This window comes from Sanguibacter sp. HDW7 (assembly GCF_011300875.1).
Taxonomy (GTDB): domain Bacteria; phylum Actinomycetota; class Actinomycetes; order Actinomycetales; family Cellulomonadaceae; genus Flavimobilis.
Map to the genome: position 1 here is coordinate 743,856 of NZ_CP049862.1, position 24,836 is coordinate 768,691.

20 protein-coding genes are annotated in these 24,836 nt (G+C 72.5%); 12 read left to right on the forward strand and 8 right to left on the reverse strand.

Annotated features, from left to right (window positions below; genetic code table 11):
• The first annotated feature begins 1 nt into the window (after position 1).
• The 3 genes from aceA (at position 2) to G7063_RS03490 (ending at position 4,529) form a co-directional block, all read left to right on the forward strand.
• Positions 2–1,315 (forward strand): isocitrate lyase, encoded by a 1,314-nt coding sequence (aceA, locus tag G7063_RS03480; protein ID WP_166415179.1) that lies wholly within the window; start codon positions 2–4, stop codon positions 1,313–1,315.
• Between the two features lie 65 nt (positions 1,316–1,380).
• Positions 1,381–3,030, forward strand: a complete 1,650-nt coding sequence (gene aceB, locus G7063_RS03485) for a malate synthase A (RefSeq protein ID WP_166413148.1) — start codon at positions 1,381–1,383, stop codon at positions 3,028–3,030.
• Between the two features lie 116 nt (positions 3,031–3,146).
• The gene (locus tag G7063_RS03490; RefSeq protein ID WP_166413149.1) at positions 3,147–4,529 is read left to right on the forward strand and encodes a DUF4190 domain-containing protein; all 1,383 of its coding nucleotides are present in this window, start codon (positions 3,147–3,149) and stop codon (positions 4,527–4,529) included.
• Between the two features lie 51 nt (positions 4,530–4,580).
• Here the strand turns inward: G7063_RS03490 and G7063_RS03495 are convergent, their stop codons facing one another.
• Positions 4,581–5,060, reverse strand: coding sequence for a nucleoside deaminase (locus G7063_RS03495; RefSeq protein ID WP_166413150.1), 480 nt, complete (start codon positions 5,058–5,060; stop codon positions 4,581–4,583).
• A gap of 75 nt (positions 5,061–5,135) precedes the next feature.
• Here G7063_RS03495 and G7063_RS03500 point away from each other — a divergent pair, with 75 nt between their 5' ends.
• Positions 5,136–6,260, forward strand: a complete 1,125-nt coding sequence (locus G7063_RS03500) for a GuaB3 family IMP dehydrogenase-related protein (protein WP_166413151.1) — start codon at positions 5,136–5,138, stop codon at positions 6,258–6,260.
• 99 nt (positions 6,261–6,359) lie between these two features.
• Here the strand turns inward: G7063_RS03500 and G7063_RS03505 are convergent, their stop codons facing one another.
• On the reverse strand, positions 6,360–7,091 hold the full coding sequence (locus G7063_RS03505; RefSeq protein WP_166413152.1) for a hypothetical protein: 732 nt from the start codon (positions 7,089–7,091) through the stop codon (positions 6,360–6,362).
• Between the two features lie 200 nt (positions 7,092–7,291).
• Between G7063_RS03505 and G7063_RS03510 the strand changes: the two genes are divergently transcribed.
• The 3 genes from G7063_RS03510 (at position 7,292) to G7063_RS03520 (ending at position 9,853) form a co-directional block, all read left to right on the forward strand.
• Entirely contained in the window at positions 7,292–8,971 is a 1,680-nt protein-coding gene (locus G7063_RS03510; protein WP_166413153.1) for a succinic semialdehyde dehydrogenase, read from the forward strand.
• Between the two features lie 142 nt (positions 8,972–9,113).
• Positions 9,114–9,662 (forward strand): hypothetical protein, encoded by a 549-nt coding sequence (locus G7063_RS03515; RefSeq protein ID WP_166413154.1) that lies wholly within the window; start codon positions 9,114–9,116, stop codon positions 9,660–9,662.
• Between the two features lie 35 nt (positions 9,663–9,697).
• The gene (locus G7063_RS03520) at positions 9,698–9,853 is read left to right on the forward strand and encodes a hypothetical protein (RefSeq protein WP_166413155.1); all 156 of its coding nucleotides are present in this window, start codon (positions 9,698–9,700) and stop codon (positions 9,851–9,853) included.
• 148 nt (positions 9,854–10,001) lie between these two features.
• On the opposite strand, the gene G7063_RS03525 is transcribed toward G7063_RS03520, so the two are convergent.
• Complete coding sequence (locus G7063_RS03525) at positions 10,002–11,300, reverse strand: acetate kinase (protein ID WP_166413156.1); 1,299 nt, start codon at positions 11,298–11,300, stop codon at positions 10,002–10,004.
• A gap of 35 nt (positions 11,301–11,335) precedes the next feature.
• Positions 11,336–13,417, reverse strand: coding sequence for a phosphate acetyltransferase (gene pta, locus G7063_RS03530; protein WP_240916170.1), 2,082 nt, complete (start codon positions 13,415–13,417; stop codon positions 11,336–11,338).
• Between the two features lie 324 nt (positions 13,418–13,741).
• Here pta and G7063_RS03535 point away from each other — a divergent pair, with 324 nt between their 5' ends.
• The gene (locus G7063_RS03535; RefSeq protein ID WP_166413158.1) at positions 13,742–14,641 is read left to right on the forward strand and encodes an SURF1 family protein; all 900 of its coding nucleotides are present in this window, start codon (positions 13,742–13,744) and stop codon (positions 14,639–14,641) included.
• Positions 14,642–14,751: 110 nt separating this feature from the next.
• Here G7063_RS03535 and G7063_RS03540 read toward each other — a convergent pair whose 3' ends face one another.
• The gene (locus G7063_RS03540) at positions 14,752–16,494 is read right to left on the reverse strand and encodes an ABC transporter ATP-binding protein (RefSeq protein WP_166413159.1); all 1,743 of its coding nucleotides are present in this window, start codon (positions 16,492–16,494) and stop codon (positions 14,752–14,754) included.
• Positions 16,491–18,269 carry an ABC transporter ATP-binding protein gene (locus G7063_RS03545; RefSeq protein ID WP_166413160.1) on the reverse strand — a complete coding sequence of 593 codons (1,779 nt, stop codon included), beginning with the start codon at positions 18,267–18,269 and terminating at the stop codon, positions 16,491–16,493. The genes G7063_RS03540 and G7063_RS03545 overlap by 4 nt, the downstream gene beginning before the upstream one ends.
• A 59-nt stretch (positions 18,270–18,328) precedes the next feature.
• On the opposite strand from G7063_RS03545, the gene G7063_RS03550 reads away from it, so the two are divergent.
• The 3 genes from G7063_RS03550 (at position 18,329) to G7063_RS15210 (ending at position 21,283) form a co-directional block, all read left to right on the forward strand.
• Positions 18,329–18,733: a DUF3817 domain-containing protein gene (locus tag G7063_RS03550; RefSeq protein WP_166413161.1), complete on the forward strand. Its 405-nt coding sequence runs from the start codon at positions 18,329–18,331 to the stop codon at positions 18,731–18,733.
• A 50-nt stretch (positions 18,734–18,783) separates the two neighbouring features.
• Positions 18,784–20,361: a glutamine-hydrolyzing GMP synthase gene (gene guaA / locus G7063_RS03555; RefSeq protein WP_166413162.1), complete on the forward strand. Its 1,578-nt coding sequence runs from the start codon at positions 18,784–18,786 to the stop codon at positions 20,359–20,361.
• A gap of 322 nt (positions 20,362–20,683) precedes the next feature.
• Positions 20,684–21,283, forward strand: a complete 600-nt coding sequence (locus G7063_RS15210; RefSeq protein ID WP_240916171.1) for a hypothetical protein — start codon at positions 20,684–20,686, stop codon at positions 21,281–21,283.
• 88 nt (positions 21,284–21,371) lie between these two features.
• On the opposite strand, the gene G7063_RS03565 is transcribed toward G7063_RS15210, so the two are convergent.
• Positions 21,372–21,923, reverse strand: a complete 552-nt coding sequence (locus G7063_RS03565) for a hypothetical protein (protein ID WP_166413163.1) — start codon at positions 21,921–21,923, stop codon at positions 21,372–21,374.
• On the reverse strand, positions 21,920–23,353 hold the full coding sequence (locus tag G7063_RS03570) for a PspC domain-containing protein (protein WP_166413164.1): 1,434 nt from the start codon (positions 23,351–23,353) through the stop codon (positions 21,920–21,922). The genes G7063_RS03565 and G7063_RS03570 overlap by 4 nt, the downstream gene beginning before the upstream one ends.
• Positions 23,354–23,488: 135 nt before the next feature.
• Between G7063_RS03570 and G7063_RS03575 the strand changes: the two genes are divergently transcribed.
• Entirely contained in the window at positions 23,489–24,802 is a 1,314-nt protein-coding gene (locus G7063_RS03575; RefSeq protein WP_240916172.1) for an ATP-binding protein, read from the forward strand.
• Positions 24,803–24,836 lie beyond the last annotated feature (34 nt).

Here is a 24,836-nt window from a genome sequence, read left to right on the forward strand (position 1 = left end):
CATGGGCGAGAAGATCGTCGCATCTGCACGCGTCCTGCCCGGCGACCAGACCCAGACCGCCGCCGAGCTCGCCCACGACTGGGCGACCAACCCCCGCTGGGTCGGCATCCGCCGCGACTACACCGCCGAGGACGTCATCGCCCTGCGCGGCTCCGTCCGTGAGGACCCCACGCTCGCCCGCCGTGGCGCCGAGCGCCTCTGGGAGCTCCTCCGCACCGAGGAGTGGATCCCGGCCCTCGGTGCCCTCACCGGCAACCAGGCCGTCCAGCAGGTCCGCGCCGGACTCAAGGCCATCTACCTCTCCGGCTGGCAGGTCGCCGCCGACGCCAACCTCTCCGGACAGACCTACCCCGACCAGTCGCTCTACCCCGCGAACTCCGTCCCGGCCGTCGTCCGCCGCATCAACAACGCGCTCCTGCGCGCCGACCAGATCGAGACCGCCGAGCTCGGCCGGCCCGCCCGCGAGTGGCTCGCCCCGATCGTCGCGGACGCCGAGGCCGGCTTCGGCGGCCCCCTCAACGCCTACGAGCTCATGCACCAGATGATCACGGCTGGCGCGGCGGGCGTGCACTGGGAGGACCAGCTCGCGTCGGAGAAGAAGTGCGGCCACCTCGGCGGCAAGGTCCTCGTCCCGACGCAGCAGCACGTGCGCACGCTCTCCTCGGCGCGGCTCGCGGCCGACGTCGCCGGTGCCTCGACCCTCGTCGTCGCCCGGACCGACGCGCTCGCGGCCGACCTCATCACGAGCGACATCGACGAGCGCGACCGTCCGCTCCTCACGGGCGAGCGCTCCTCGGAGGGCTTCTACCGGACGCGTCCGGGCCTCGACGCCGTCATCACGCGCGGCCTCGCCTACGCCCCGTACGCCGACCTCATCTGGGTCGAGACGGGCGAGCCCGACCTCGGCCTGGCCCGCGAGTTCGCCCAGGCCATCCACGCCGAGCACCCCGGCAAGATGCTCGCCTACAACTGCTCGCCGTCGTTCAACTGGAAGAAGCACCTCGACGACGACACCATCGCCCGCTTCCAGCGCGAGCTCGCGAGCTACGGCTACGCGTTCCAGTTCATCACCCTCGCGGGCTTCCACGCCCTCAACCACTCGATGTTCGAGCTCGCCCGCGGCTACCGCGACCGCGGCATGAGCGCGTACGTCGAGCTCCAGGAGGCCGAGTTCGCCTCCGAGGCCGACGGCTACACCGCGACCCGCCACCAGCGGGAGGTCGGCACCGGCTACTTCGACCGCGTCGCAGGAGTGCTCAACCCCGACAGCGCCACCCTCGCGCTCGTCGGGTCCACCGAGACCGAGCAGTTCTGACCCCACCCCGCACGTGCCGGCGCGGGCACCAGGTGCCCGCGCCGGCGTTCCCGAAGGAGCACGCCATGACCCTCACGACCGACTCCCCGACGTCCCCGCCCCGCACGCGCCCGACGATCCGTCCGACGCGTGACGCCGGCCCCCGCGGCGAGGAGATCCTCACGCCCGACGCCCTCGACTTCGTCGCCGAGCTCCACGACCGTTTCGCGGCCCGCCGCCACGACCTCCTCGTCGAGCGCCAGCGCGCCCGGCAGATGATCGAGGACGGCATCGACCCCGACTTCCTGCCCGAGACGCGGCACGTCCGCGAGGACCGGACGTGGCGCGTCGCCGGTCCCGGCCCGGGCCTCGAGCGTCGCCACGTCGAGATCACCGGCCCGACGGACCCGAAGATGGCGATCAACGCCCTCGGCTCCGGCGCGGACGTGTGGCTCGCCGACCACGAGGATGCGCTGAGCCCGACGTGGGAGAACGTCGTCGGCGGGCAGGTCTCGCTGCACGACGGCATCCGCGGCACGCTCGAGCACACCTCACCCGAGGGCAAGGAGTACCGCCTGCCGTCGAGCACGCTCACGGACCTGCCGACGATCGTCTTCCGGCCGCGCGGCTGGCACCTCATCGAGAAGCACCTGCGGTCCGTCGACCGCGCGGGCACCGAGACGCCTGCGTCGGCGTCGCTCGTCGACGCGGGCCTCTACCTCTTCCACAACGCGCGCGAGCTGGTCGCCCGCGGCCGCGGCCCGTACCTCTACCTGCCCAAGCTCGAGGGGCGGCGCGAGGCGCGGCTGTGGGACGAAGTCTTTTCGTACTCGGAGGAGCGCCTGGGCCTGCCGCACGGCACGATCCGCGCAACCGTCCTCATCGAGACGCTGCCCGCGGCGTTCGAGATGGAGGAGGTCCTCTACGAGCTGCGCGACCACTGCGCGGGCCTCAACGCCGGCCGCTGGGACTACCTGTTCTCGATGATCAAGAACTTCCGCCGTCGCGGCTCGTTCTTCGTCCTGCCGGACCGCGGCGCTGTGACGATGACGGTCCCGTTCATGCGGGCGTACACGGAGCTGCTCGTCGCGACGTGCCACCAGCGTGGGGCGCAGGCGATCGGCGGGATGAGCGCGTTCATCCCCGACCGTCGTCGGCCCGAGGTGACGGAGCGTGCCGAGGCGCAGGTCCGGGCGGACAAGCGTCGTGAGGCGACCGACGGGTTCGACGGCACGTGGGTCGCGCACCCCGACCTCATCCCGTACGCGCGCGAGGAGTTCGACGCCGTGCTCGAGGGTCGCGACGACCAGCGTGACCGGCTGCGCGAGGACGCCCACGTCACTGCGCGCGACCTGCTCGACGTCTCGTCGGCGTCGGCCGGCGCGGGCGTCTCCGCCGAGGGGCTGCGCGCGAACATCTCCGTGGGCGTCCGCTACATCGCCTCGTGGCTGCGGGGCACGGGCGCCGCGGCGATCGACCACCTCATGGAGGACGCGGCCACCGCGGAGATCTCGCGCTCGCAGGTGTGGCAGTGGATCCACAACGGCACGCGGACCGTCGGGGGAGCGCCCGTGACGGTCGAACGGGTCGAGGCGCTGCTCGCGCAGATCGTCGAGGACCTGCCACGCACGCCGGGCGACAGGATCGAGGAGGCCGCACAGATCTTCCGTGACGTCGCGTGCGGGGACGACTTCCCGACGTTCCTCACCATCGGCGCCTACGCGCGGCTCGACTGACACCAGGTCGAGGCTGGCGGGATCCGTGGCCGGACTGCCACGGATCCCGCTGGTCTGCTAGGTTCGGCCCACGACGAGCCGCACAGGGGCGCTCGCGAGCACATCGAGGTGCCGACATGACCGACCTGCCGCCCGGCCCGCTGCACCCGCACGGTCCGCCGCACCCGCCAGGTCCGGGCTTCGGGGAGGACCCGTTCCGCACGCCGCCCCCGGACGTCCAGCGCCGCTGGAAGGACCTGCCCGCCCCGCCACGGGGCGTTCGCACCTGGGTCGAGGTGGTGGGGGTCATCGGTGCGTCGGTGGCGGTCTTCTGTGCGGTCGTCGTCAATCTTCCCGTCGCGCCGTTCGGGGACAACTTCGCGACGCTCATCGGGTGGTACTTCGGCGTCCCGCTGCTTGCGGTTCTCGCGATCGCGGGCCTCGTCGCGCTCTCGCTGCGCGCGCGGAAGGTCGGCATCGTCCTCTGGACGGTCTTCCTCGTCCCGTGGTTCTTCGTCAACCTCGCCCTCATGCTCTACGCAGGTGCGCTGCCCGAGGGTGGTGACGAGGTTCTCGACCGGTGGTGGCTCGTGACCTCCGCCTGGCCGACGTGGGTCGCGCGCGCCGTGGCGGTGCTCGGCGCGCTCACGGCGATCCTCACGCACCTCCGGAACCGTGGCGGCGGGTCGGTCGTCCCGCAGGTCCCCAGGGTGTCGCTCGAGGCGCCGGACGGCGACGCCCCTCCGCCGCCCACACCGTGGGTCAGGTTGCCGACGGCCGCGTCGCCTCCGACCGCGTCGATGCCCGAGCTCCGGGCGCCGAGATCCAGGTACTCCGTCGTGGGTGCCGTCGGCGCGGCGGTCGGGGCTGTCGCCACGTTCGCGGTCGTGCGGCCGTGGAACCTCTCCCTGCTCGACCACACAGACATTGCCGTGATGATCGTCTTCGGCGCGACCGGACTCGTCCTGGCCGGAGGGGTGGCCGCCGCCGCGGGGATCGCCGGCGCCGTCCTCCTCGTCGTGGCGGACAGACGTGACGCCGCGCGGGCCAGGAAGTGTCGTCGGCTCGCGCTCTCCCTGGGGCTCGTCGCCGCCGCCCTGCTCGTCGCGGAGCTGGGCGGCACCGTCGCCGACGCCGTCCTCGGACCTGCTGTCCCCGAGCTGGAGGTGGGAGACCCGCGCGCTCTCGGGCTCGTGACCGTGCTCGGCCTCGCGGGATGGGTCGTGGCACTGCTTTCCTCGCGACGGCTCGACCGCGTCGACGGTGGGCACGCCGCCGACGGGCAGGGGCCGCCTCCCGTGCCGGGTGCCGCCCCGGAGGCGGTGAACGTCGCCGCCGTCCTGTCGCTCGTCCTCGGCTGCGTCGGCGGGCTCGTCGGCGCGGTCCTCGGGCACGTCGCGCTCCGCCAGATCGCGCTGACCGGGGAGCGGGGTCGCCCCGTCGCGATCATCGGCATCGTGCTCAGCTACCTCGGGCTCGCGCTGATCCTCGTCGCCCTCGTCTGGACCCCGGGCTCCTGACGGGAGCGTGGCCGGAGCAGCCCGACGACGCCGGCCGGCCCCGGTCCGCTGTCAGAGCGCGCCGTGGAGACGCGCATGGAGCGCTCGGACCTCGCCGGCGAGCTCCGGCACGGGCCCCTCGACGACGACGCCCGGCGCGACGGCCTGCACGGGCAGCGGCAGCACCGGGGCCGGCGCGACGCCCCACGCGGTGAGCCACTCCGTGAGCTGTGCGGAGCTCGCGACGTAGACGATGCGTCCGAGCCCCACCCAGGCGTGCGCCGCCGCGCACATGGGGCAGTGCTCCCCCGACGTGTGGACAGTCGCGCCCGCGCGCTCGGCCGGCGTGAGGTGGGCCGCGGCCCACCGCGCGAGCTCGAGCTCGGGGTGGCGTGTCCGGTCGCCGTCCTTGATGCGGTTGCGGTCCTCAGCGAGGACCCGGCCCGACGCGTCGACGAGCACCGAGCCGAAGGGCTCGTCCCCGTCGTCGAGGGCCTCGCGCGCGAGCTCGACGCAGCGTCGCAGGTGGGTGAGGTCGTCGTCCGTGATCATGGCCCCACTCTGCCGCAGCGGTCGCCGGGACGACAGTCACGGGTTCTGGCACCTCCTCGCGGTACCCTGGGGGACGTGAGCAACGAGATCGAGATCGGCCGTGGCAAGCGCGGGCGCCGCGCATACTCCTTCGACGACATCGCGATCGTGCCCTCGCGGCGCACGCGCGACCCGAAGGACGTGTCAGTCGGCTGGCAGATCGACGCCTTCCACTTCGAGACGCCGATCCTCGCCGCCCCCATGGACTCCGTCATGAGCCCCGCGACGGCGATCGCGCTCGGCCGGCTCGGCGGCCTGGGCGTCCTCGACCTCGAGGGCCTGTGGACCCGCTACGAGGACCCGCAGCCGCTGCTCGACGAGATCGCGTCGCTCGACGAGGCCCGCGCGACCACGCGCATGCAGGAGATCTACTCCGAGCCCGTCAAGGGCGAGCTCATCAAGGCGCGCCTCAAGGAGATCCGTGACGCGGGCGTCGTCGTCGCGGGCGCCCTCACGCCGCAGCGCACGCAGGAGTTCTACGCGGACGTCCTCGCGGCCGGTGTCGACATCTTCGTCATCCGCGGCACGACGGTCTCGGCCGAGCACGTCTCGGGCAACGCCGAGCCGCTCAACCTCAAGCGGTTCATCTACGAGCTCGACGTGCCCGTCATCGTCGGCGGCGCAGCGACCTACCAGGCCGCGCTCCACCTCATGCGCACGGGCGCAGCGGGCGTCCTCGTCGGCTTCGGCGGCGGTGCCGCCCACACGACGCGTACGACGCTCGGCATCCACGCCCCGATGGCGTCGGCCGTCGCCGACGTCGCCGCGGCGCGTCGCGACTACCTCGACGAGTCGGGCGGCCGCTACGTGCACGTCATCGCCGACGGCGGCATCGGCCGCTCGGGCGACCTCGTCAAGGCCGTCGCGTGCGGCGCCGACGCCGTCATGGTCGGCGCGGCCCTCGCCCGCGCGACCGACGCTCCCGGCCAGGGCTTCCACTGGGGCTCCGAGGCGCACCACATGCAGCTCCCGCGCGGCCACCGCGTCGAGGTCGGCCAGGCCGGCACGTTCGAGCAGATCCTCTTCGGCCCGTCCGACCGCGCCGACGGCACGCTCAACCTCGTCGGCGCCCTGCGCCGCTCGATGGCGACGACGGGCTACTCGGACCTCAAGGAGCTCCAGCGCGTCGAGGTCGTCGTCTCGCCGTACCAGCCGCACTGACGCGCCTCCCGCACGTACGCCGCAGCCCGCCGACGCCTCCGCGTCGGCGGGCTGCGGCGTTCCGGTGTCGACCTCGCTGCGCGCGCCGCCGGCTCGGCGTCAGGACCCGAAGAAGAATGCCGCCGGGACGTAGGACGGGCACTGCGGGGCGATCTCGTCCCGTTTCTCGGGGGGAAGTGCCTCGAGCGCCCCGTTGGGCCACCAGTCAAGGCGTTCAGGCGTGTGGAACGCAGCGATGTACGCCTCGCGCGTCGGCTTCTTGCTCTGGTCGACCTCGATGCCGTGCGCCGCCATGCACGGGATGAAGTACTGCTCCCAGTAGTCGTAGGTGAGCCCGAGCTGCTCGTTGGTCCACTCCTGGGAGATCACGGGATCGGTCGTGTACTTCGCGTTGCAGGTGAAGTGAGCGCGACTGTTGGCCGCCTCCTGCGCCTCCGGAAGCTCCTCCGAGAGGATGCCCCCGTACTTGTCCGGGGTGGCGGGGAAGCCGGCGTCGGTGAGGCACTCGGCCACAGCTGTGGCCCAGTCGACGTTGCTCGTCGTCCATCGGACGAGAGCAACTTCGGGGACCGGGTCGTAGCCGAGGTGATGTGCCTCGTCGGTGATCTGCTCCTGGCGCCAGGCGAGCTTCTCGGCCTCGGTCATCGCGATCGGTTCGATCCTGACGGTCGGCTCCCACGACATCGGGTCCCACACGGTGCTGGTGGACGCCCCTCCGGTCGGAGCCGTGGGCGCCGCCGTCGGCGTTGGGCTGTCCGCCGTACATCCGGTGGCGACGGCGGAAAGGACGATCGCGACGAGCAGTGCGGCGCCTCGACGTGCGGACGGCATGGTGGGCACCTCCGGCTGGGGCGACGCGGGCATCCGCGTCCTGTTGTGCGCACGTTAGCGAACTGCGCCCGGATCGCGGCATGGGGCGCCCGCATCGTGACGTCATCGCAACCGGCAGCGTCCCCGCGCCGGGGAGGTTCCACGGTTCGCGGAGAGGTGAAACCCAGCGGACTGTCAGAGGCAGGACGTAGATTCGGACCATGAGCCACGAGCCCGACGCGACCGCCGACGACGCCGGCCGCGAGGAGAACCTGTCCGAGCCCACCACGGGCGCTGCCGCGCCGACGACCGAGGGGCCGCTCGATCCCGAGGACGTCGGCTCGACGTACGTCCTCGAGCCCGAGGACCTCACGCATCTGCTGCGGCAGCTCGTCGTGTCGCCCGGTGCCGCCGAGACGCTCGTGCGGTCGCCGCAGACCGGGGCGCCGCTCGTGTCGGTGCCGGTCTCGACGGCCGACGACGTCGCGCGTGCGGTCACCGAGGCACGTGCCGCGCAGCGCGCGTGGGCTAGGCGGTCCGTCGCCGACCGTGCACGCGTCCTGCTCGCGCTCGGGGACATCGTTCTCGCGGAGCAGTCCGACGTGCTCGACCTCGTCCAGCTCGAGAACGGCAAGTCGCGTGCGAGCGCCTTCGAGGAGGTCGCTGACCTCGCGCAGGTGACGCGTCACTACGGCGTCCGCGGCGCCTCCTACCTGCGTGACCGGCGCGTGCCGGGCATGCTGCCCGTCCTCACGTCCGCGCGCGTCCACCGTCGTCCCGTCGGGGTCGTCGGGGTCATCGCGCCGTGGAACTACCCGCTGACGCTCGCGCTGTCCGACGCCCTTCCCGCGCTGCTCGCGGGCAACGCCGTCGTCCTCAAGCCGGACCCGCAGACGACGCTCACGGCACTGTGGGCCGCCGAGGCGCTCCTGCGCGCCGGGCTGCCGCGCGGCGTCCTGCGCGTCGTCGCGGGTGGGGGAGAGGTCGGCGCTGCACTCGTCGACGCCGTCGACCACGTCGTCTTCACGGGCTCGACCGCGACCGGCCGCAAGGTCGCCGCGCAGGCCGCCGGCCGCCTCGTCGGCGCGACCCTCGAGCTCGGCGGCAAGAACCCCCTCTACGTCGCCGCGGACGCTGACGTCGACGCGGCCGCGCTCGGCGCCGTCCGCGCGTGCTTCGGCAACACCGGCCAGCTCTGCATGTCGATCGAGCGACTCTACGTCCACACGGAGGTCGCCGAGGCCTTCACCGCGGCATTCGTCGCGCGCGTGCGCGCGCTGCGCGTCGGCGTCGGCCTCGACTACACGCACGACGTCGGCTCGCTCACGACCCCCGCACAGCTCGAGCGCGTCACCCAGCACGTCGACGACGCGCTGAGCCGTGGCGCCCGCGTGCTCGTCGGCGGCGTCCACCGCACCGACCTCGGTCCGCTCTTCCACGAGCCGACAGTCCTCACCGACGTCCCCGACGACGCGCTGTGCGCGCGCGAGGAGACGTTCGGCCCGCTCGTCACGCTGCGCGTCGTGCGCGACGACGACGAGGCGGTGCGCCTCATGAACGACACCGACTACGGCCTCAACGCGAGCATCTGGACGACGAGCACCCACCGCGGCCGCGAGCTCGCTGCGCGCGTCGAAGCCGGGTCTGTCGGCATCAACGACGGCTACGCGTCCGCGTGGGGCTCCGTCGCCGCACCCATGGGCGGTTTCAAGCAGTCCGGCCTCGGCCGCCGCCACGGTCGCGAGAGCATCGAGGCGATGACCGAGCCGCAGACGATCGTCGTCCAGCGGCTCGTCGGCCACGGCGCGAGCCTCGACGAGCTCTTCAAGCTCCCTGGCGGCAAGGGGCAGGAGCTCCTCACGACGGGGCTGCGCGCCCTGCGGGCGCTGCGCATGCCCTGACCTGTCTGTCTCGCCGTGGCTACCGTCGGGCCGGAACAGAGCGGCTCGACCGGTGGGTCCGATGTCGCCGACTCACGAGCCTGCGAACTGGTACGGTGCGCTCCAAGCACTCGGGCTCGCGACGGAATCGAGGTTGGCGCACATGTCGAGGCTCCCTGATCGGCTCGTAGGGCGTCACCTTGCTGTTCTGGCTGGAGCCGTCGCCCTCTTTGCGGCCGTCTGTGCTCTCGACCACCCCCTCGCTTCGCTCCTGACGGTCTTCCTCCCCGCAGCCTCGCTCGTCGTCGCACGCGCTCTCTCCGTGCCTTTCGGGGAGCCTCTGTATGTCCGGGGGTTCCGCTGGGCGGCGTTCATCGCCCTCGTGCTCGGGGTCCTGTCCGTGCAAGCGCCGATTCCCGGCGTGGCGACGTTGACTGCTCTCTCCTTTCTCTGGATCGGCGCCTCGAGGGGCAGCGGGTACCTTGCGGGCATCACGTTCGCGGCCGCGTGCGCGCTGATGCCGCTGGACATCACCGGGGTCGTCCGCATGTCGGCTCCGTCGACCGGATCTGTCGCGCACGTCAGTGCGCTCGGCGTCGTCGCGCTCGTCGTCGGAGCGCTCGCCTACAGAGCCCTGCGACGAGATGCAGCTCTCGCCAGCCCGGACGCGCACCTGGTCGGCGGACTCGTCCCGCGACCTGAAGGACGATGACAGTCACGTCTGTCCAGATCTGAACGGAGATGACGATGTACCTCAGCCTGTTCATCCCTCCCACCCGGGGCGACTTCGACGGTCTCACGGTCTCGTCGATGATCGAGTGGGCTCCACCTGCCCTCGTCGCACTCGCAGTCGCGGCCGTCGTCACCGTGGCGTGGCACCGTCGCGCGACTCGTGTGAAGTAGCTCGGAGCGTGTCCGGCACGAGCCCGGGAGCGAGCAGCTCCGGGCGCGCAGGTGCTCGCGCTGCGGATGCCCTGAGCTCCCCGCAGGTACGAGACCGGCCCGGCACCCCGTGAGGGGTGCCGGGCCGGCGTCGTCGTGCAGGGAGGTGTCAGACCGCCGCGGGCTCGTCCTCGGACGCATCCGCGCCCGACGCGAGCTCGTCGACGACCGCGACGCACTGGCGCGCGATCGCGAGCTCCTCGTTCGTCGGGACGACCATGACGAGCGTCGACGTCCAGTCGGGCGAGATGATCCGCGGGTCGCGGCTGCGCTCGTCGTTGCGGCCCTCGTCGATCGCGATGCCGAGCGACTCGAGGCCCCGCACCGTGAGGCGACGCACGATCTCGTCGTTCTCGCCGACGCCCGCCGTGAACGTGATGACGTCGACGCGCCCGAGGATCGCGTGGTAGGCGCCGATGTACTTCTTGAGACGGTGGATGTAGATGTCGAGCGCGAGCTTGGTCGCCTCGTCACCCTGCGCGACCAGCTCGTGGATCGCACGGAAGTCGCTCTCGCCCGAGAGCCCCTTCATGCCGGACCTCTTGTTGAGCAGGTCGTCGATCTCGTCGATCGACATGCCCGCGTTGCGCGCCAGGTGGAAGATGACCGCCGGGTCGACGTCGCCCGAGCGCGTGCCCATGACGAGGCCCTCGAGAGGCGTGAGGCCCATCGACGTCTCGACCGCCACGCCGCCGCGCACGGCGGACACGGACGCGCCGTTGCCGAGGTGCAGGACGATCTGGTTGAGCTCGTCGAGGCGACGGCCCAGCACGCGCGAGACCTTGCCCGAGACGTACTGGTGGCTCGTGCCGTGGAAGCCGTAGCGACGGATCGCGTGCGCCTCCGCGACGTCCTTGTCGATCGCGTACGTGTACGCGGCCTCGGGGAGCGTCTGGAAGAACGCCGTGTCGAAGATCGCGATGTGCGGCACGTGCGGCAGCAGCTCGCGCGCCACCTCGATGCCCGCGACGTGACCCGGGTTGTGCAGGGGAGCGAGCGGGATGAGCGACCGGATCTTCTCGAGCACCTCGTCGTCGATGACGGCGGGGCCGGAGAAGTACGAGCCGCCCTGGACGACGCGGTGCCCGACGGCGACGACGTCGGCCTCAGCGAGGTCCGGGCCGTGCACCGTGAAGAGCTCCATGATGATGCGCAGCGCGGCCGAGTGGTCCGGCACGTCGATGATCTGCGTCGTCTTGTTGCCCGCGAACTTGTGCGTGACGATGCCGTCGTCCTGACCGATGCGCTCGACCTGGCCGGACGCGATCGCCTCGCCTCCGACCGGGTTGACGAGCTGGTACTTCACCGACGACGAGCCGGAGTTGATGACGAGCACCGAGCCGTGGGCGCCGTTCGCGGAGAAGGAGGCCAGCCGCTCGCTGGACGCCGAGGACACTGCCGGGTTCATGGGGTGTTGTGCTCCTTGATTCTCGAACGAGGTTCTCAGGCGCCCGCGGGCGTGTCGCCCTGGGCCTGGATGGCCGTGATGGCCACGGTGTTGACGATGTCCTGGATGAGCGCGCCGCGCGAGAGGTCGTTGACCGGCTTGCGCAGACCCTGCAGGACGGGGCCGACGGCCACCGCGCCGGCGGAGCGCTGCACGGCCTTGTATGTGTTGTTGCCCGTGTTGAGGTCCGGGAAGATGAAGACCGTCGCACGGCCCGCGACCGCGGAGTCCGGCAGCTTCGTCTGCGCGACCGACGCGTCGACGGCGGCGTCGTACTGGATCGGGCCCTCGACCGACAGGTCGGGACGGCGCTCGCGCACGATCTCCGTCGCCAGACGCACCTTGTCGACGTCCGCACCCGAGCCGGACGCGCCGGTCGAGTACGAGAGCATCGCGATACGCGGCTCGACCCCGAACTGGGAGGCCGTCGCCGCCGACGAGATCGCGATGTCCGCGAGCTGCTCGGCCGTCGGGTCCGGGTTGACGGCGCAGTCGCCGTAGACGAGCACGCGGTCCTCGAGGCACATGAGGAACACCGACGAGACGACGGAGACGTCGGGCACGGTCTTGATGATCTCGAAGGACGGCTTGATCGTGTGCGCGGTCGTGTGCGCAGCGCCCGAGACCATGCCGTCGGCGAGGCCGAGCTGCACCATCATCGTGCCGAAGTACGACACCGACCGGACGATCTCGCGGGCGCGGTCGACCGTCATGCCCTTGTGCTTGCGCAGCTCCGTGTACTCGAGCGCGAAACGCTCGTGGAGCTCGCCCTCGGACGGGTCGACGAGGTGCGCCTCGGACAGGTCGAGACCGAGCTCGGCGGCCCGCGCCTGGATGTCGCGCGGCGTGCCGAGGATCGTGATCTCCGCGACCTGACGCTGCAGCAGCTGGGCCGCCGCGCGCAGGATGCGGTCGTCGTTGCCCTCGGGCAGGACGATGTGCTTGCGGTCGGCGCGCGCCCTCGCGAGCAGCTCGTACTCGAACATGAGCGGCGTGACGACGTCAGTGCGCGAGAGCTGCAGGTGGTCGAGGAGAGCATCGCCCTCGACGTGCTGCTCGAAGAGCGCGAGGGCCGCGGCGACCTTGAGCTCGGCGTCCTTCGTCACCATGCCGCGCGTCTCGTACGCGGCCGAGGCCGACCGGAAGGTGCCGAGGTCCGTCGCGACGATCGGAAGACGCTGGTCGAGACCCTCGACGAGGCGCGCGATCGTCTCGGGCGGCGTGAACCCGCCGTTGAGGATGATGCCCGACAGGCTCGGGAAGCCCGCCGCAGAGTTCGCCATGACGAGGCCGAGAAGGATGTCCGAGCGGTCGCCGGGAGCGATGACGACGGACCCCTCCTTGATGCGGCCGAGCAGGTGCTCGACGCTCATGGCACCGACCTGCACGTCGAGGACCTCACGGCCGAGGAGAGCGGGGTCGCCGAGGAGCAGGCGACCGCCGACGGCGTCGGAGAGCTGGCTCATCGTCGGGGCGGAGAGGAACGGCTCCTCCGGCACGGCCCAGCTCGGCAGCGGGCCCGCGAGAGCCGCGGCGACGGCCGCGATCTGCTCCGGCTCGCAACGGTTGGCGACGACCGCGATCGCGTGCGCGTGGTGCGCCGCGAGCTCCGCGATCGCGACGTCCGCACTCTGGCGGACGGCCTCGGGCGTGCGACGCGCCCCCGAGACCACGAGGAGGACGGGCGCGCCGAGGTTCGCGGCGATGCGCGCGTTGACGCTCAGCTCCGTCGGGCCGGCGACGTCCGTGTAGTCGGTGCCGACGATGACGACGGCGTCGCACTTGGCCTCGACCGCGTGGAAGCGGGAGACGATCGTCGACAGGGCGGCGTCAGTGTCCGCGTGGAGCTCGTCGTACGTCACGCCGACGCACTCGTCGTACGTGAGCTCGACGCCGTCGTGCGCGAGCAGCAGCTCGAGGACGTGGTCGCGCGTCTCCGTCGACCGCGCGACGGGACGGAAGACGCCGACCCGCTGCACGCGACGCGTGAGGAGGTCGACGACCCCGAGAGCGAGCGTCGACTTGCCTGTCGCTCCCTCGGCGGACGTGATGTAGATGTTCCGGGCCGACGTAGTCACTTGCTCGCCTCCTGTGCTGGCGACCCCCTCCGGATCGCCGTTCGTGGGGCGACGACGGCATCGTCGCTGGTCCACGGGTCGAGCCTGCCGATCGGCGGGCTCTCGTTCCACCAAACACGGTGGCTGACGGAAGAACGGGGGACGGAGGTCCCGCGCGCCGCATGCCTCTGTGTGTGGCTCACCACAGGGTCGCATCCCGGTGCACCCGACGTCACGGGAACCGGCGCCCGGGAGGCGAGACGTCCGTCACCACGGGCCGTCGGCGCACGTCACGGCGGGGGCCGACGGGGCAGACGGTCGGTGCCCGCGCGATAGCGTGGGCGCATGCACGAGCCTGCCGCTGACGCCCCGGTCGAGACCGTCGAGCCGTCCGCCGACGACGTCCCGACGCCTGCCGCGGGACGTCCGTCGGTCGCCGACGTCGTGCGCGCCGCGTTCGTGCCGCGCGTGCTCGTGATGTTCGCCGTCATGGTCGCCGCGGTCGTCGTGTGCGCGAACCTCGGCATCTGGCAGCTCTCGCGCGCGTACGAGCGTGGCGCGCAGGCCGAGCAGCACCGGCTCGACGAGATCGCGCAGGCCGGCCCGCGGTCGCTCGTCGACGTCCTCGCGCCGCAGACCACGTTCCCGGGCGCGGCCGTCGGCGCGAGCGTCGCCGTGACCGGCACGTTCGAGGGTGACCAGCTGCTCGTCTCGGGGCGCGCGGTCGACGGCCGCACCGGCTACCTCGTGCTCGCGCCCCTGCGCGTCAGCGACGACGGCAGCGGCGGGGCGTCGTGGGCAGACCTCTCGGGCGCGCCTGTCCTGCCGGTCGTGCGCGGCTGGGTCGCGACGCCTGCGGACGCGCCGGCCGCTCCGACCGGCACGGTCGACGTCAGCGGCTACCTGCAGTCCTCGGAGGCTGTCGGAGACGGTGCGATCGTCGACGGCGTCACCGACTCGATCTCGTCGGGCCAGCTCGCCAACCGGTGGGGCGGGCCCATCTACTCGGGCTACCTCGTCGTGTCCGCGACCGCACCGGCCGACGCCCCGGCGCTCACCCTCCTGCCGCGCCCGACCGTCCAGGGTGGCGAGGGCGTCAACATGCAGAACCTCTTCTATGCGCTGCAGTGGTGGATCTTCGGCCTCTTCGCGGTCGGCCTGTGGGTGCAGATGGTGCGCGACGAGGCCCGCGCGGGTGCGGATCCCGACGCGTTCACCGGCTGGGAGCAGTTCCAGCAGTCCTGACGGCTCCGACCCGGAACGACCGCGAGGCCGCTGCCGAGGGACTGGACCGTCGACACAGGTCGACGATCCAGCCCGCCAGCAGCGGCCTCGTGCGTGGTGCGGCGGGGGTCCTACTCGCTCTGCCAGGAGTGCCAGAGGTCCGCGTAGTCGCCGCCCGCCGCGACGAGCTCGGCGTGCGGGCCGATCTCGCTGATGCGGCCGCCGTCGACGACGGCGACGCGATCAGCGTCGTGCGCCGTGTGGAGGCGGTGCGCGATCGCGACGACCGTGCGGCCAGTGAGCACCGCACCGAGCGAGGTCTCGAGCTCGCGCGCTGCGCGCGGGTCGAGCAGGCTCGTCGCCTCGTCGAGGATGAGCGTGTGCGGGTCGAGCAGCACGAGCCGCGCGAGCGCGACCTGCTGGGCCTGCGCCGGCGTGAGCGGGTGCCCGCCCGAGCCGACCTCGGTCTCGATGCCCTCGGGCAGGGCCTCGACCCACGCACGGGCCGCGACCGCGTCGAGCGCGTTGAGCAGCGCCTCGTCGCTCGCCGTGACGTCCGCGAGGCGCAAGTTGTCCGCGAGCGAGCCGACGAACACGTGGTGCTCCTGCGTGACGAGCGCGACGTGGCCGCGCAGGTCCTCGAGCGGGAGGTCGACGAGCGGCACGCCGCCGACCGTCGCCGAGCCGCCCGTGGGCGGGTGGATGCCCGCGATCATGCGGCCGAGCGTCGACTTGCCGGCGCCCGACGGCCCGACGACGGCCAGGCGCTCGCCCGGGCGCAGGTCGAGGTCGATGCCGTGGAGGACGTCGTGCCCCTCGCGGTACGCGTAGCGCACGCCCTCGGTGCGCACGACCTCGTCGGTGGGCTCGACACCCGACGCGACGCGGTCGGACTCGACGAGCTTGGCGCCGAAGAGGCGACCGAGCGACGTCATGGCGACCTGGATCTCGTCGAGCCAGAACACGAGCTCCCAGATGGGGCCGATGATCATGCGCATGTAGAGGATGACCGCGGTGACCGCGCCGACGGTCGTCCAGCCGTGGCTGATGAGGAACGCGCCCCACAGCAGCAGGATGATCGGGGCGAGCATGAACGGCGTGTCGAGGCCCGGCGTGAGGACGGTCCGCAGCCGCAGCGTGTACCGCTCGGCCTCGAAGGCCTCGCGCAGGTCGGCACGCAGCCGCTCGCGGCGCGTCTGCTCGAGGCCGAGCGCGTCGATCGTGCGCGCACCCTCGACGGACTCCGTGATGGTGCCGTTGAGCGCCGCGTACGCGGCGGACTCACGCTGGTAGCCCGGCGTGGCCCGGGCGAGGTACCAGCGGGAGACGACGATGACGATCGGCGCCGTGAGCACCATGACGATCGTCACCTGCGGCGCGATGATGAACGATGCGGCGAGGGTCGCGACGATCGTGATGACCGCGACGAGCACGCGCGGCACGCCGAAGCGGACGGCGAACTGCACGCGGTCGACGTCGTTCGTCGTGCGGCCGACGAGGTCGCCAGTTCCGGCCGACTCGACGGTCGACAGGGGCAGGCCCGTGACGGTGTCGAGGAAGTCCTCGCGAAGCTCGGCGAACATCGACTCGCCGTAGACGCGCGCCTTGCGCTGGGCGAAGCGCACGAGGACGGACTGCAGGACGATCGCGGCGACGAAGACGAGCGCCGCGCTGTCGACCGCAGCGAGCGTCGTGCCCGCGACGATCTGGTCGACGAGGCGGCCGACGAGCAGCGGTCCGACGAGGCCCAGGAGGGCCGCGATCGTGTGGAGCACCGTGATGCCGACGAGGGGCCGGCGGTGTCGGCGCAGGAGCGCCGCGGTGTGCCGACGCGTCGTGGGACCGTCGGCGACGGGAAGCTTGCGCCCGCTCATCGGGTCACCTCCGCGGGGGTCTGGTTGGTCTGGTCGTGGTGGTTCTCGGTCATGCTGCGGTCGACGACCGCACGGTAGCGACGGCCGTCCTCGCCCGCGTCGGCGACGAGGCTCCGGTGCGTTCCGCGCGCGACGATCTTGCCGTCCGCGAGGAGCGCGACCTCGTCGACGTGGTCGAGGACGAGCGGGCTCGCGGTGACGACGACCGTCGTGCGGCCGCGGCGGGCGCCCGCGAGGCGCTCGGCGATGCGAGCCTCGGTGTGGGCGTCGACGGCGCTCGTCGGTTCGACGAGCACGAGGATCTCGGCGTCGGTGAGGAGGGCGCGGGCGAGGGCGACGCGCTGGCGCTGGCCGCCCGAGAGCGTCCTGCCCTTCTCCGCGATCTCGCCGTCGAGCCCGCCGGGCGTCGAGTCGAGCACGTCGGCGGCGTCCGCGACGTGGAGCGCCGCGAGGACCTGCTCGTCCGACGCGCCGCCGCGGACGTCGAGGCCCGCGCGGAGCGAGCCCGTGAAGAGGTGCGGTGTCGCCTCGCCGACGACGACGCGGCGGCGCAGGGCCGTCTTGTCGAGGTCGCGCAGCAGCACTCCGCCGAGGCGGACGGGGTCCGACGCCTCGAGCTCGTCGTCGAGACGGCCCAGGCGCGTCGCGAGCGCCGCGGACTCGTCGGGCTCCTGGCACACGAGCGCGAGGAGGCGTCCCGGTGCGACGACGAGACCGGTGGTCTCGTCGACGAGCTCGGCACCCGCGGCGGGCATCGGCGCGGGCGACGTGGCGCCCGGCGTCGCGGACCCCGTCTGCAGGACCTTGAGGATCTTGCGGGACGCGATGAACGCGCGCGTGACGAACTGGATGACCTCGACGATGTTCTGCATGGGCCACGTGAGGAACGAGGCGTAGCCGAAGAACGTCACGAGCTGGCCGGCCGTGATGTTGCCCTTGACGGCCTCCCGCGCACCGAGCCACAGGACGAGCGCGAGCATGAGGTACGGCAGCAGGATCTGCAGCCCGTCGAGCCACGACTGCGTGACCGCGACGCGCTCGCCCGCGACCTTGACCTTCTGCGACTGCGCCCGGTAGCGGTCGGCGAAGACCTTCTCGCCGCCGATGCCGCGCAGGATCCGCAGGCCGGAGACGGTGTCGGCGCCGAGCGTCGTGAGGCGGCCCTGGGCCTCGCGCTGCGCGGCCTGACGCGCCTGCAGCGGCTTGACCAGCAGCACGAGCATGCCCGAGACGATCGGCAGGCCGAGCGTCACGACGAGCCCCAGGAGGAGCGACATGTTGAGCATGATGACGGCGACGACGACGTACGCGCAGAGCGAGCCGACGAGGCGCGCGGCGTTCGCGTAGATGTCGCCCATGCGCAGCGCGTCGGACGCGACGGTCGCGACGACCTCACCGGTGGGGAGCTCCTCGCTGATCGCGTCGCCCGAGTCGACGATGCGGTCGCCGATGAGCTCGGAGGACGCGAACGACGCACGCAGCCAGTTGACGACGTCCGCGCGGTGGCCCCACGCGGCGGTGACGACCTGGACGACGGCGGCGGCGAGCAGGATGCCCGCCCAGCGCCAGAGCTCGGGCGTCAGGCCCTGCTCGAGCCCGGAGTCGAGGGCGACGCCGAAGACGTAGGGCATGACCGTCTGGGAGGCGAAGGTCAGCACGCCGAGCAGCAGCGCGAGGGCCAGCGGGCCCTTCTGCTGCCGGGCCTGCCACCAGAGGAAACGGCCGGGAGAACGGGTGTCGGGGATACCGGGGGAGTCGAGGGGTAGTGAACGCACCCGACTAGCATGGACCGAGCCACCGACATTCCCCGAACCCTTTTCCCCCAGGAGCCTCCGTGCCGACGACAGACCTCACGCAGCGCATCGCGAAGACCCGCGGCTCGCTCGCGCGCTACCGCGTGCTCGCACTCGTCACGGGCGTGTTCCTGCTCGTGCTGTGCGTCGAGATGCTCGTCAAGTACGTGTTCAAGGCGCCGGACGACCTCATGTCGTGGATCGCGTGGATCCCCTTCGCGCACGGCTGGATCTACGTCGTCTACCTCATCACCGTCGTCGACCTGTGGGCCAAGATGCGCTGGGGCACGGGGCGCCTCGCGACGATGGTCCTCGCGGGCGTCGTGCCCGTCATGTCGTTCGTCGTCGAGAAGAAGGTCCACGCCGAGGCGACGGCTCTCCTCGACGGGGCCGAGCGTGCCCTTGCAGCGGGCACCACGGAGCCGTCGGGCGCGTCCGCGTCCTGACCGACGGGCGCTCGCCGCGGCCCGCACGCACGGGCGTCTATCCTTGTGCGGTGACCAACACCCCGAACCCCGACGGACCCGTTCTCGTCGTCGACCTCGGAGCCCAGTACGCCCAGCTCATCGCGCGCCGCGTGCGTGAGGCCCGGGTGTACTCCGAGGTCGTCCCGCACACCTGGTCGGTCGAGCGCATGCTCGAGAAGAAGCCCGCGGCGATCATCCTCTCCGGCGGGCCGTCGTCCGTCTACGAGGAGGGCGCGCCGTCGGTCGACCCGGCGATCTTCGACGCCGGCATCCCCGTCCTCGGCATCTGCTACGGCTTCCAGGCCATGGCGCAGGCCCTCGGCGGGACGGTCGCGCAGACCGGCACGCGCGAGTACGGCGGCACCGAGGTCGCGATCGACCGCGCCGGCACGCTGCTCGCGGGTTCGCCCGCGACGCAGACGACGTGGATGAGCCACGGCGACGCGGTCCACGCCGCGCCCGAGGGTTTCGAGGTCCTCGCGACCTCGCCCGGCTCGCCCGTCGCGGCCTTCGAGGACCGCGCCCGCGCGCTCTTCGGCGTGCAGTGGCACCCCGAGGTCAAGCACTCGCCGCTCGGCCAGAAGGCCCTCGAGAACTTCCTCTACGAGGGCGTCGGGCTCGCCGGCGACTGGACCCCGAGCAACGTCGTCGCCGACCAGGTCGCGGCGATCCGCGCGCAGGTCGGGGACGCGCGCGTCATCTGCGCGCTCTCCGGCGGCGTCGACTCCGCCGTCGCGGCCGCGCTCGTGCAGAAGGCCGTCGGCGACCAGCTGACGTGCGTGCACGTCGACCACGGCCTCATGCGGGCCGGAGAGGTCGAGCAGATCGAGCGCGACTTCGTCGACTCGACCGGCGTCCGCCTCATCGTCCGCGACGAGAAGGAGCGGTTCCTCACCGCGCTCGCGGGCGTCTCGGACCCGGAGACCAAGCGCAAGATCATCGGTCGCGAGTTCATCCGCGTCTTCGAGGACGCGGCGCGCCAGGTGGTCGAGGAGGCCGGCGAGACCGGCGCCGAGGTGAAGTTCCTCGTCCAGGGCACGCTCTACCCCGACGTCGTCGAGTCCGGCGGCGGTGAGGGCGCGGCCAACATCAAGAGCCATCACAACGTCGGCGGCCTGCCCGACGACCTGCAGTTCGAGCTCGTCGAGCCGCTGCGCGACCTCTTCAAGGACGAGGTGCGCGCGGTCGGCCGCGAGCTCGGCGTCCCGGAGGAGATCGTCGCGCGTCAGCCGTTCCCGGGCCCCGGTCTCGGCATCCGCATCGTCGGCGAGGTGACGGCCGAGCGGCTCGACCTCCTGCGCGCGGCCGACGCGATCGCGCGCGCCGAGCTCACGGCGGCGGGCCTCGACGGCGAGATCTGGCAGTGCCCCGTCGTGCTCCTGGCAGACGTCCGCTCCGTCGGAGTCCAGGGCGACGGCCGCACGTACGGCCACCCGATCGTCCTGCGCCCCGTCTCGTCCGAGGACGCGATGACGGCGGACTGGTCGCGTGTGCCCTACGAGGTCCTCGCGAAGATCTCGACGCGCATCACGAACGAGGTCCCGGAGGTCAACCGGGTCGTCCTCGACGTGACGAGCAAGCCGCCGGGCACCATCGAGTGGGAGTGAGTCGCCTCCTGCGGCTCTGACCAGCGGCCCGTCACCTCCGCGGAGGTGACGGGCCGCTGTCGCGCGCGCGGAAAGCCCGGTTTCGCATGGGACAGACGTCCTGACATGCCGGGTTTCTGGTGTGGTACCCAAGTGCGCGCATGCTGCGTGACCTGCACGGACACGCCGACGCTCTTTCTGACGGAAGAACTTGGTGGTGCCGTGAAAAGGTGGCCTAAGGTCCCAAGGTCACGGCTTCTGCAGTCCGTAACTTTGGAGCCGAGGCAAGAACCACCGACCGGCCCGGAATCACCGGGACGGCACCTGAGGGGAAAGAAAAACAATGAACGCCAACGTCAAGAAGTCCGTCTCGATCGTCGCGATCCTGTCGTTCGTCGCCGGCGCCGTGCTCATCGTCGCGGGCGGTGTCGTCTGGGGCATGATCTCCAGCCAGCTCAAGGCCGAGGAGATCACGATCTCCGCGGACGCCGACATGCTCGCCGGCAAGAAGGTTGCGGGCCCGTTCACGGCGTTCGCCCAGGCCGAGGTCATCAACAAGCACGCCCTCAAGGGCTCCGAGGGCCAGACCTACGCGCAGCTCGGTGCGAAGGTCAACGAGTTCAAGGCCGCTGCGAAGGCCGCTGACACCACGAAGTCCGAGGACATCGCCGCCGCGGTCGACAAGATGGACATCGCCAAGCTCACCGAGCTCGGCGCCTCCGCCGACGTCGTCTCGAACACCGAGGCTGCTGCGAAGGCCCAGGGCCAGCGCAACACCGTGATGAACGGCTCGTTCCTCCGCGCCTCGCTCTTCACCTCGGTCGTCGCCTACGGCGTCTCCGCCCTCGTCATGGGCCTCGGCGTCATGATGCTGGCCATCGGCTTCGCGTTCAACCGCATCGCGTCGGTCCCCGCGCCGGCCGTCATCTCCTCCAAGGAGTGACCCCGCGCTGACCGCAGCGCACACGACGAGGAAGGGCCTCACCCCCAGGGGTGAGGCCCTTCCTCGTCGTCGTGGTGGTGCTGCGTGGTCAGCGGGTGCGTTCGCGACGGTTGCGCCGCAGCGCTGACGTGAGCGCCCCGACGAGGAGCGCGAGGCCTGCGCCGGCGAGCGCGACGATCGCGACGAGCCCGACGTCGAGCGTGAACCCTGCGGCCGACGCGGCCAGCACGACACCTGCGACGACGAGGATCGCGCCCCAGACGATCGTGCTCGAGCGGACGCTCGTCGAGACCTCACGGGGCGGGTCGGCCGGCGGCGTCCACGCGGGCGGCGGATACGCGCCGGCGGCCTCGGCCGACGGCACGTAGCCGGTGGTGCCCGCGTCCGGCGCGGCGCCGGTGGCGCGAGCGTCCGGCGCGGAGCCGTCCGCGAAGGTTGCCCCGGCGGCTGGATCGGCGGGCGACGTCATGGACGCGTCCGGGAGGGCATCTCCGTCCGGGAAGACGTCGCCGTCCGCAGGAAGGTCGTCAGTGGAACCGTCGAGGACCGGCTCGAGCACGACGGTCTCGTCGGTCTCCGGCGCGGACGTCGCGTCCTTGTCAGGCGTCGTGGGCAGGGGCTGGGTGGGGTCGATGCTCATCGGGACTCCTCCGTGAGGGTGATGGACCCGAGGCCCGCCCTCAGGTCGATGCGAAGCGTGGGGGTGGCGCCGTCGCGGACGGCCTCGGACTCGACGACGCGGCGGATGCCCAGGCCGTCGGTGCTCGTGCCCGTGCCGTCGGCGTGGTGGGACTGGACGTCGCCGGCACCGAGCCTCACGTCGGCCACCCAGGCGGCGCCCTCGGGCAACGTGATCGTCGCGTCGCCCATGCCGAACGACATGGGCACGACGAGCGTCTCGGTGGTGGTGAGCGGCACGTCCGTGAGGTCGATCGCCCAGCTGCCTGCCCCGAGGGCGAACCCCTGCGCGGCGGCCGTGCGGTCGGTCGGGGCGCTCGTGCGGTCGCCGAGAGCGAGTCGCTCCGCCGTACGGACGTCGAGCGGGCTGCCCGCGCCGTTCCACAGGGCCGCCGGGGTGCCGACGACGAGCGCGAGGACCGCGAGCGTGCCGAGCGCACCGGCTGAGCGGCCGCGGACTCCCGCGACGACCGTCGCGAGGCCGGCGAGGACGACGAGGACGGCGAGGGAGCTGAGCAGGAGCGGACCGTCGAACGCATCGAAGCGCTCCGCGACCATGAGTCCCGCGACCGTGAGGGCGGTGAGGCCGACGACGAGGCTCACGGAGACTGCGCCGGCGCCGAGGACGACGGGTCCTTTCGGGGCCTTCCAGCCCGGGGCGGGCTGAGCGGCAGGGGCAGGGGCAGTGGCGGGGCGAGGGGCCGACCACGCGGGGGGCGGTGCCGACGCACCCGTCGGTGCGCTGCTCGTCCACGACGGCTCCGTCGGCGACTGAGCCGTCGATGACGGTGCTGCGGACCAGGCGCTCGACGCCCAGGCCGGCGCGGGGGCAGGCGGCGGAGTGCCCGGCGCCGCGGGCGCGCTCGTCCACGGCTGCTGCGCGGCCGGGCCGTGCGGCGTGCCCACGGGAGGCCGGGGCGTCCCGCCGCGGTTCCGCGACGTCGCGACCCACACGACGACGCCGATGATCGCGAAGACCCAGAACGCGCCGGTGAGACCGTCGCCCCAGCCGCCGAGGAGGCGCCACGGGCCCATCCACGAGAGGCCGGTCGCGAGCATGAGGAACGCACCGACGATCGCGACGTCGAAGTCGCCGCGGAAGAGCTGCTGCGCGTGGATGCGACCGTCGGCCTCCTCCGGGAGCAGCGCCCAGCCGAGCGCGTAGGCGACGAGACCGATGCCGCCGAGCAGGAGCGAGGCGACGAAGAGCGCGCGGACGACGACGGGGTCGAGGCCCCAGCGCTTGGCGAGCCCGTGCGCCACGCCGCCGATCCAGCGGTCCTGGGCCCGGTAGATGCCCCAGCCGCGGATCGAGTCGAAGAAGCGGTCGAGCCCTGACGGGCGGGGCGGCGGGGTGGGGCCCGGTCCCTGGGGGTGCGGTGTCGTGTCCATGGCTCAAGCCTCGCCTGCCGGACCGACCGCGACCATCGGGTGTCACCCTGAGCGGACCCTGGTTCTGCCTGGCCGCGACCCTGAACCTCGGTGCGGGGCCTCCCCAGGGTGGCCCCCGTCGGCGAGGATGGGGGCGTGCTCCCCTTCCTGCCTGCCACGCCGCCCGAGCGGCTGCCGCTGCTCCGCCCCGACGCGGGCCGGCTCGTCGGTGGTGTCGCCGCGGGCCTCGCCGCGCACCTCGGGCTCGAGGTGCGCCACGTGCGGCTCGCTCTCATCGGCCTGTCGTTCGTCGCGGGCATCGGCGTCACGATCTACCTCTTCTGCTGGCTCGTCGTGCCGTCCGGTGACCCGGTCGCGGCTGCCGGGGAGGCGCTCCCGGCCTCGAGGGCGCGGCTGAGCCGCGGCCCCGTCGCAAGCCTGCGCCGCCTGCCCGTGCGCGACGTGCTCATCGGGGTGCTGCTCGTCGTGGGCGCCGGCCTGCTCGTCGCGTGGCGCTCCGGGCGGCACCTCGGCATCGAGTGGGTGCTGCCCGTGCTCGTCATCGCGGTCGGGGCGCTCCTGGCGTGGAGCCAGCTCGACGAGATCGACCGGGGTCGGCTGCTCGCCCGCTCGGGCGGACGCACGCCCGTCGGGCTCCTGCGCATCGTCGGTGGTGCGCTGCTCGTCGTCGTCGGTGTCGTGCTCCTGCTGGGGCCGGAGCTCACGGCGGGCGAGCTCGGGACGTCGCTCGTCGCGGCCCTCGTCATGCTCGCGGGGCTCGCGCTCGTCGCCGCGCCCTGGTGGCTGCGCCTCTCGCGTCAGCTCGGAGCGGAGCGCGTCGCGCGTGCCCGTGAGGCCGAGCGCGCGGACATCGCGGCGCACCTCCACGACTCGGTGCTGCAGACGCTTGCGCTCATCCGGCGCGGCGCCGACGACCCGGAGAAGGTCGCGCGCCTCGCCCGCGCCCAGGAGCGTGAGCTGCGCGAATGGCTCTACGACGATCGCCCCCAGGAGGGCACGAGCGTCGCTGCCGAGCTCAAGCGGCTCGTCGGGCAGATCGAGGACGGGCACTTCCGCGGCGGGGAGGACGCGCCCGCACGGACGGTCGACACGGTCGTCGTCGGCGACTGCGTGCCGACGCCTGCGACGACCGCGCTGCTCCAGGCGACGCGGGAGGCGCTCGTCAACGCGGTGACGCACGGCGCGCCGCCCGTCTCGCTGTTCCTCGAGGTGCGCGACGACCGCGTCGAGGTGTTCGTGCGCGACCGTGGCGAGGGCTTCGACCTCGACGCCGTGCCGACGGACAGGTTCGGGGTGCGCGAGTCGATCCTCGGCCGCGTGCGGCGGCGCGGCGGCACCGCGGAGATCGTCGTGCGCGAGGGGGCGGGCACGGAGGTGCGGCTGTCGGTGCCGCGGGCCGAGCCGGACGGCGCGGTATCGTCGCCTACCCCCGCGTCCGCGGAGCAGTAGGCGCCTGTCCCTGCCGGGCCGGTGCCGGTCCCGA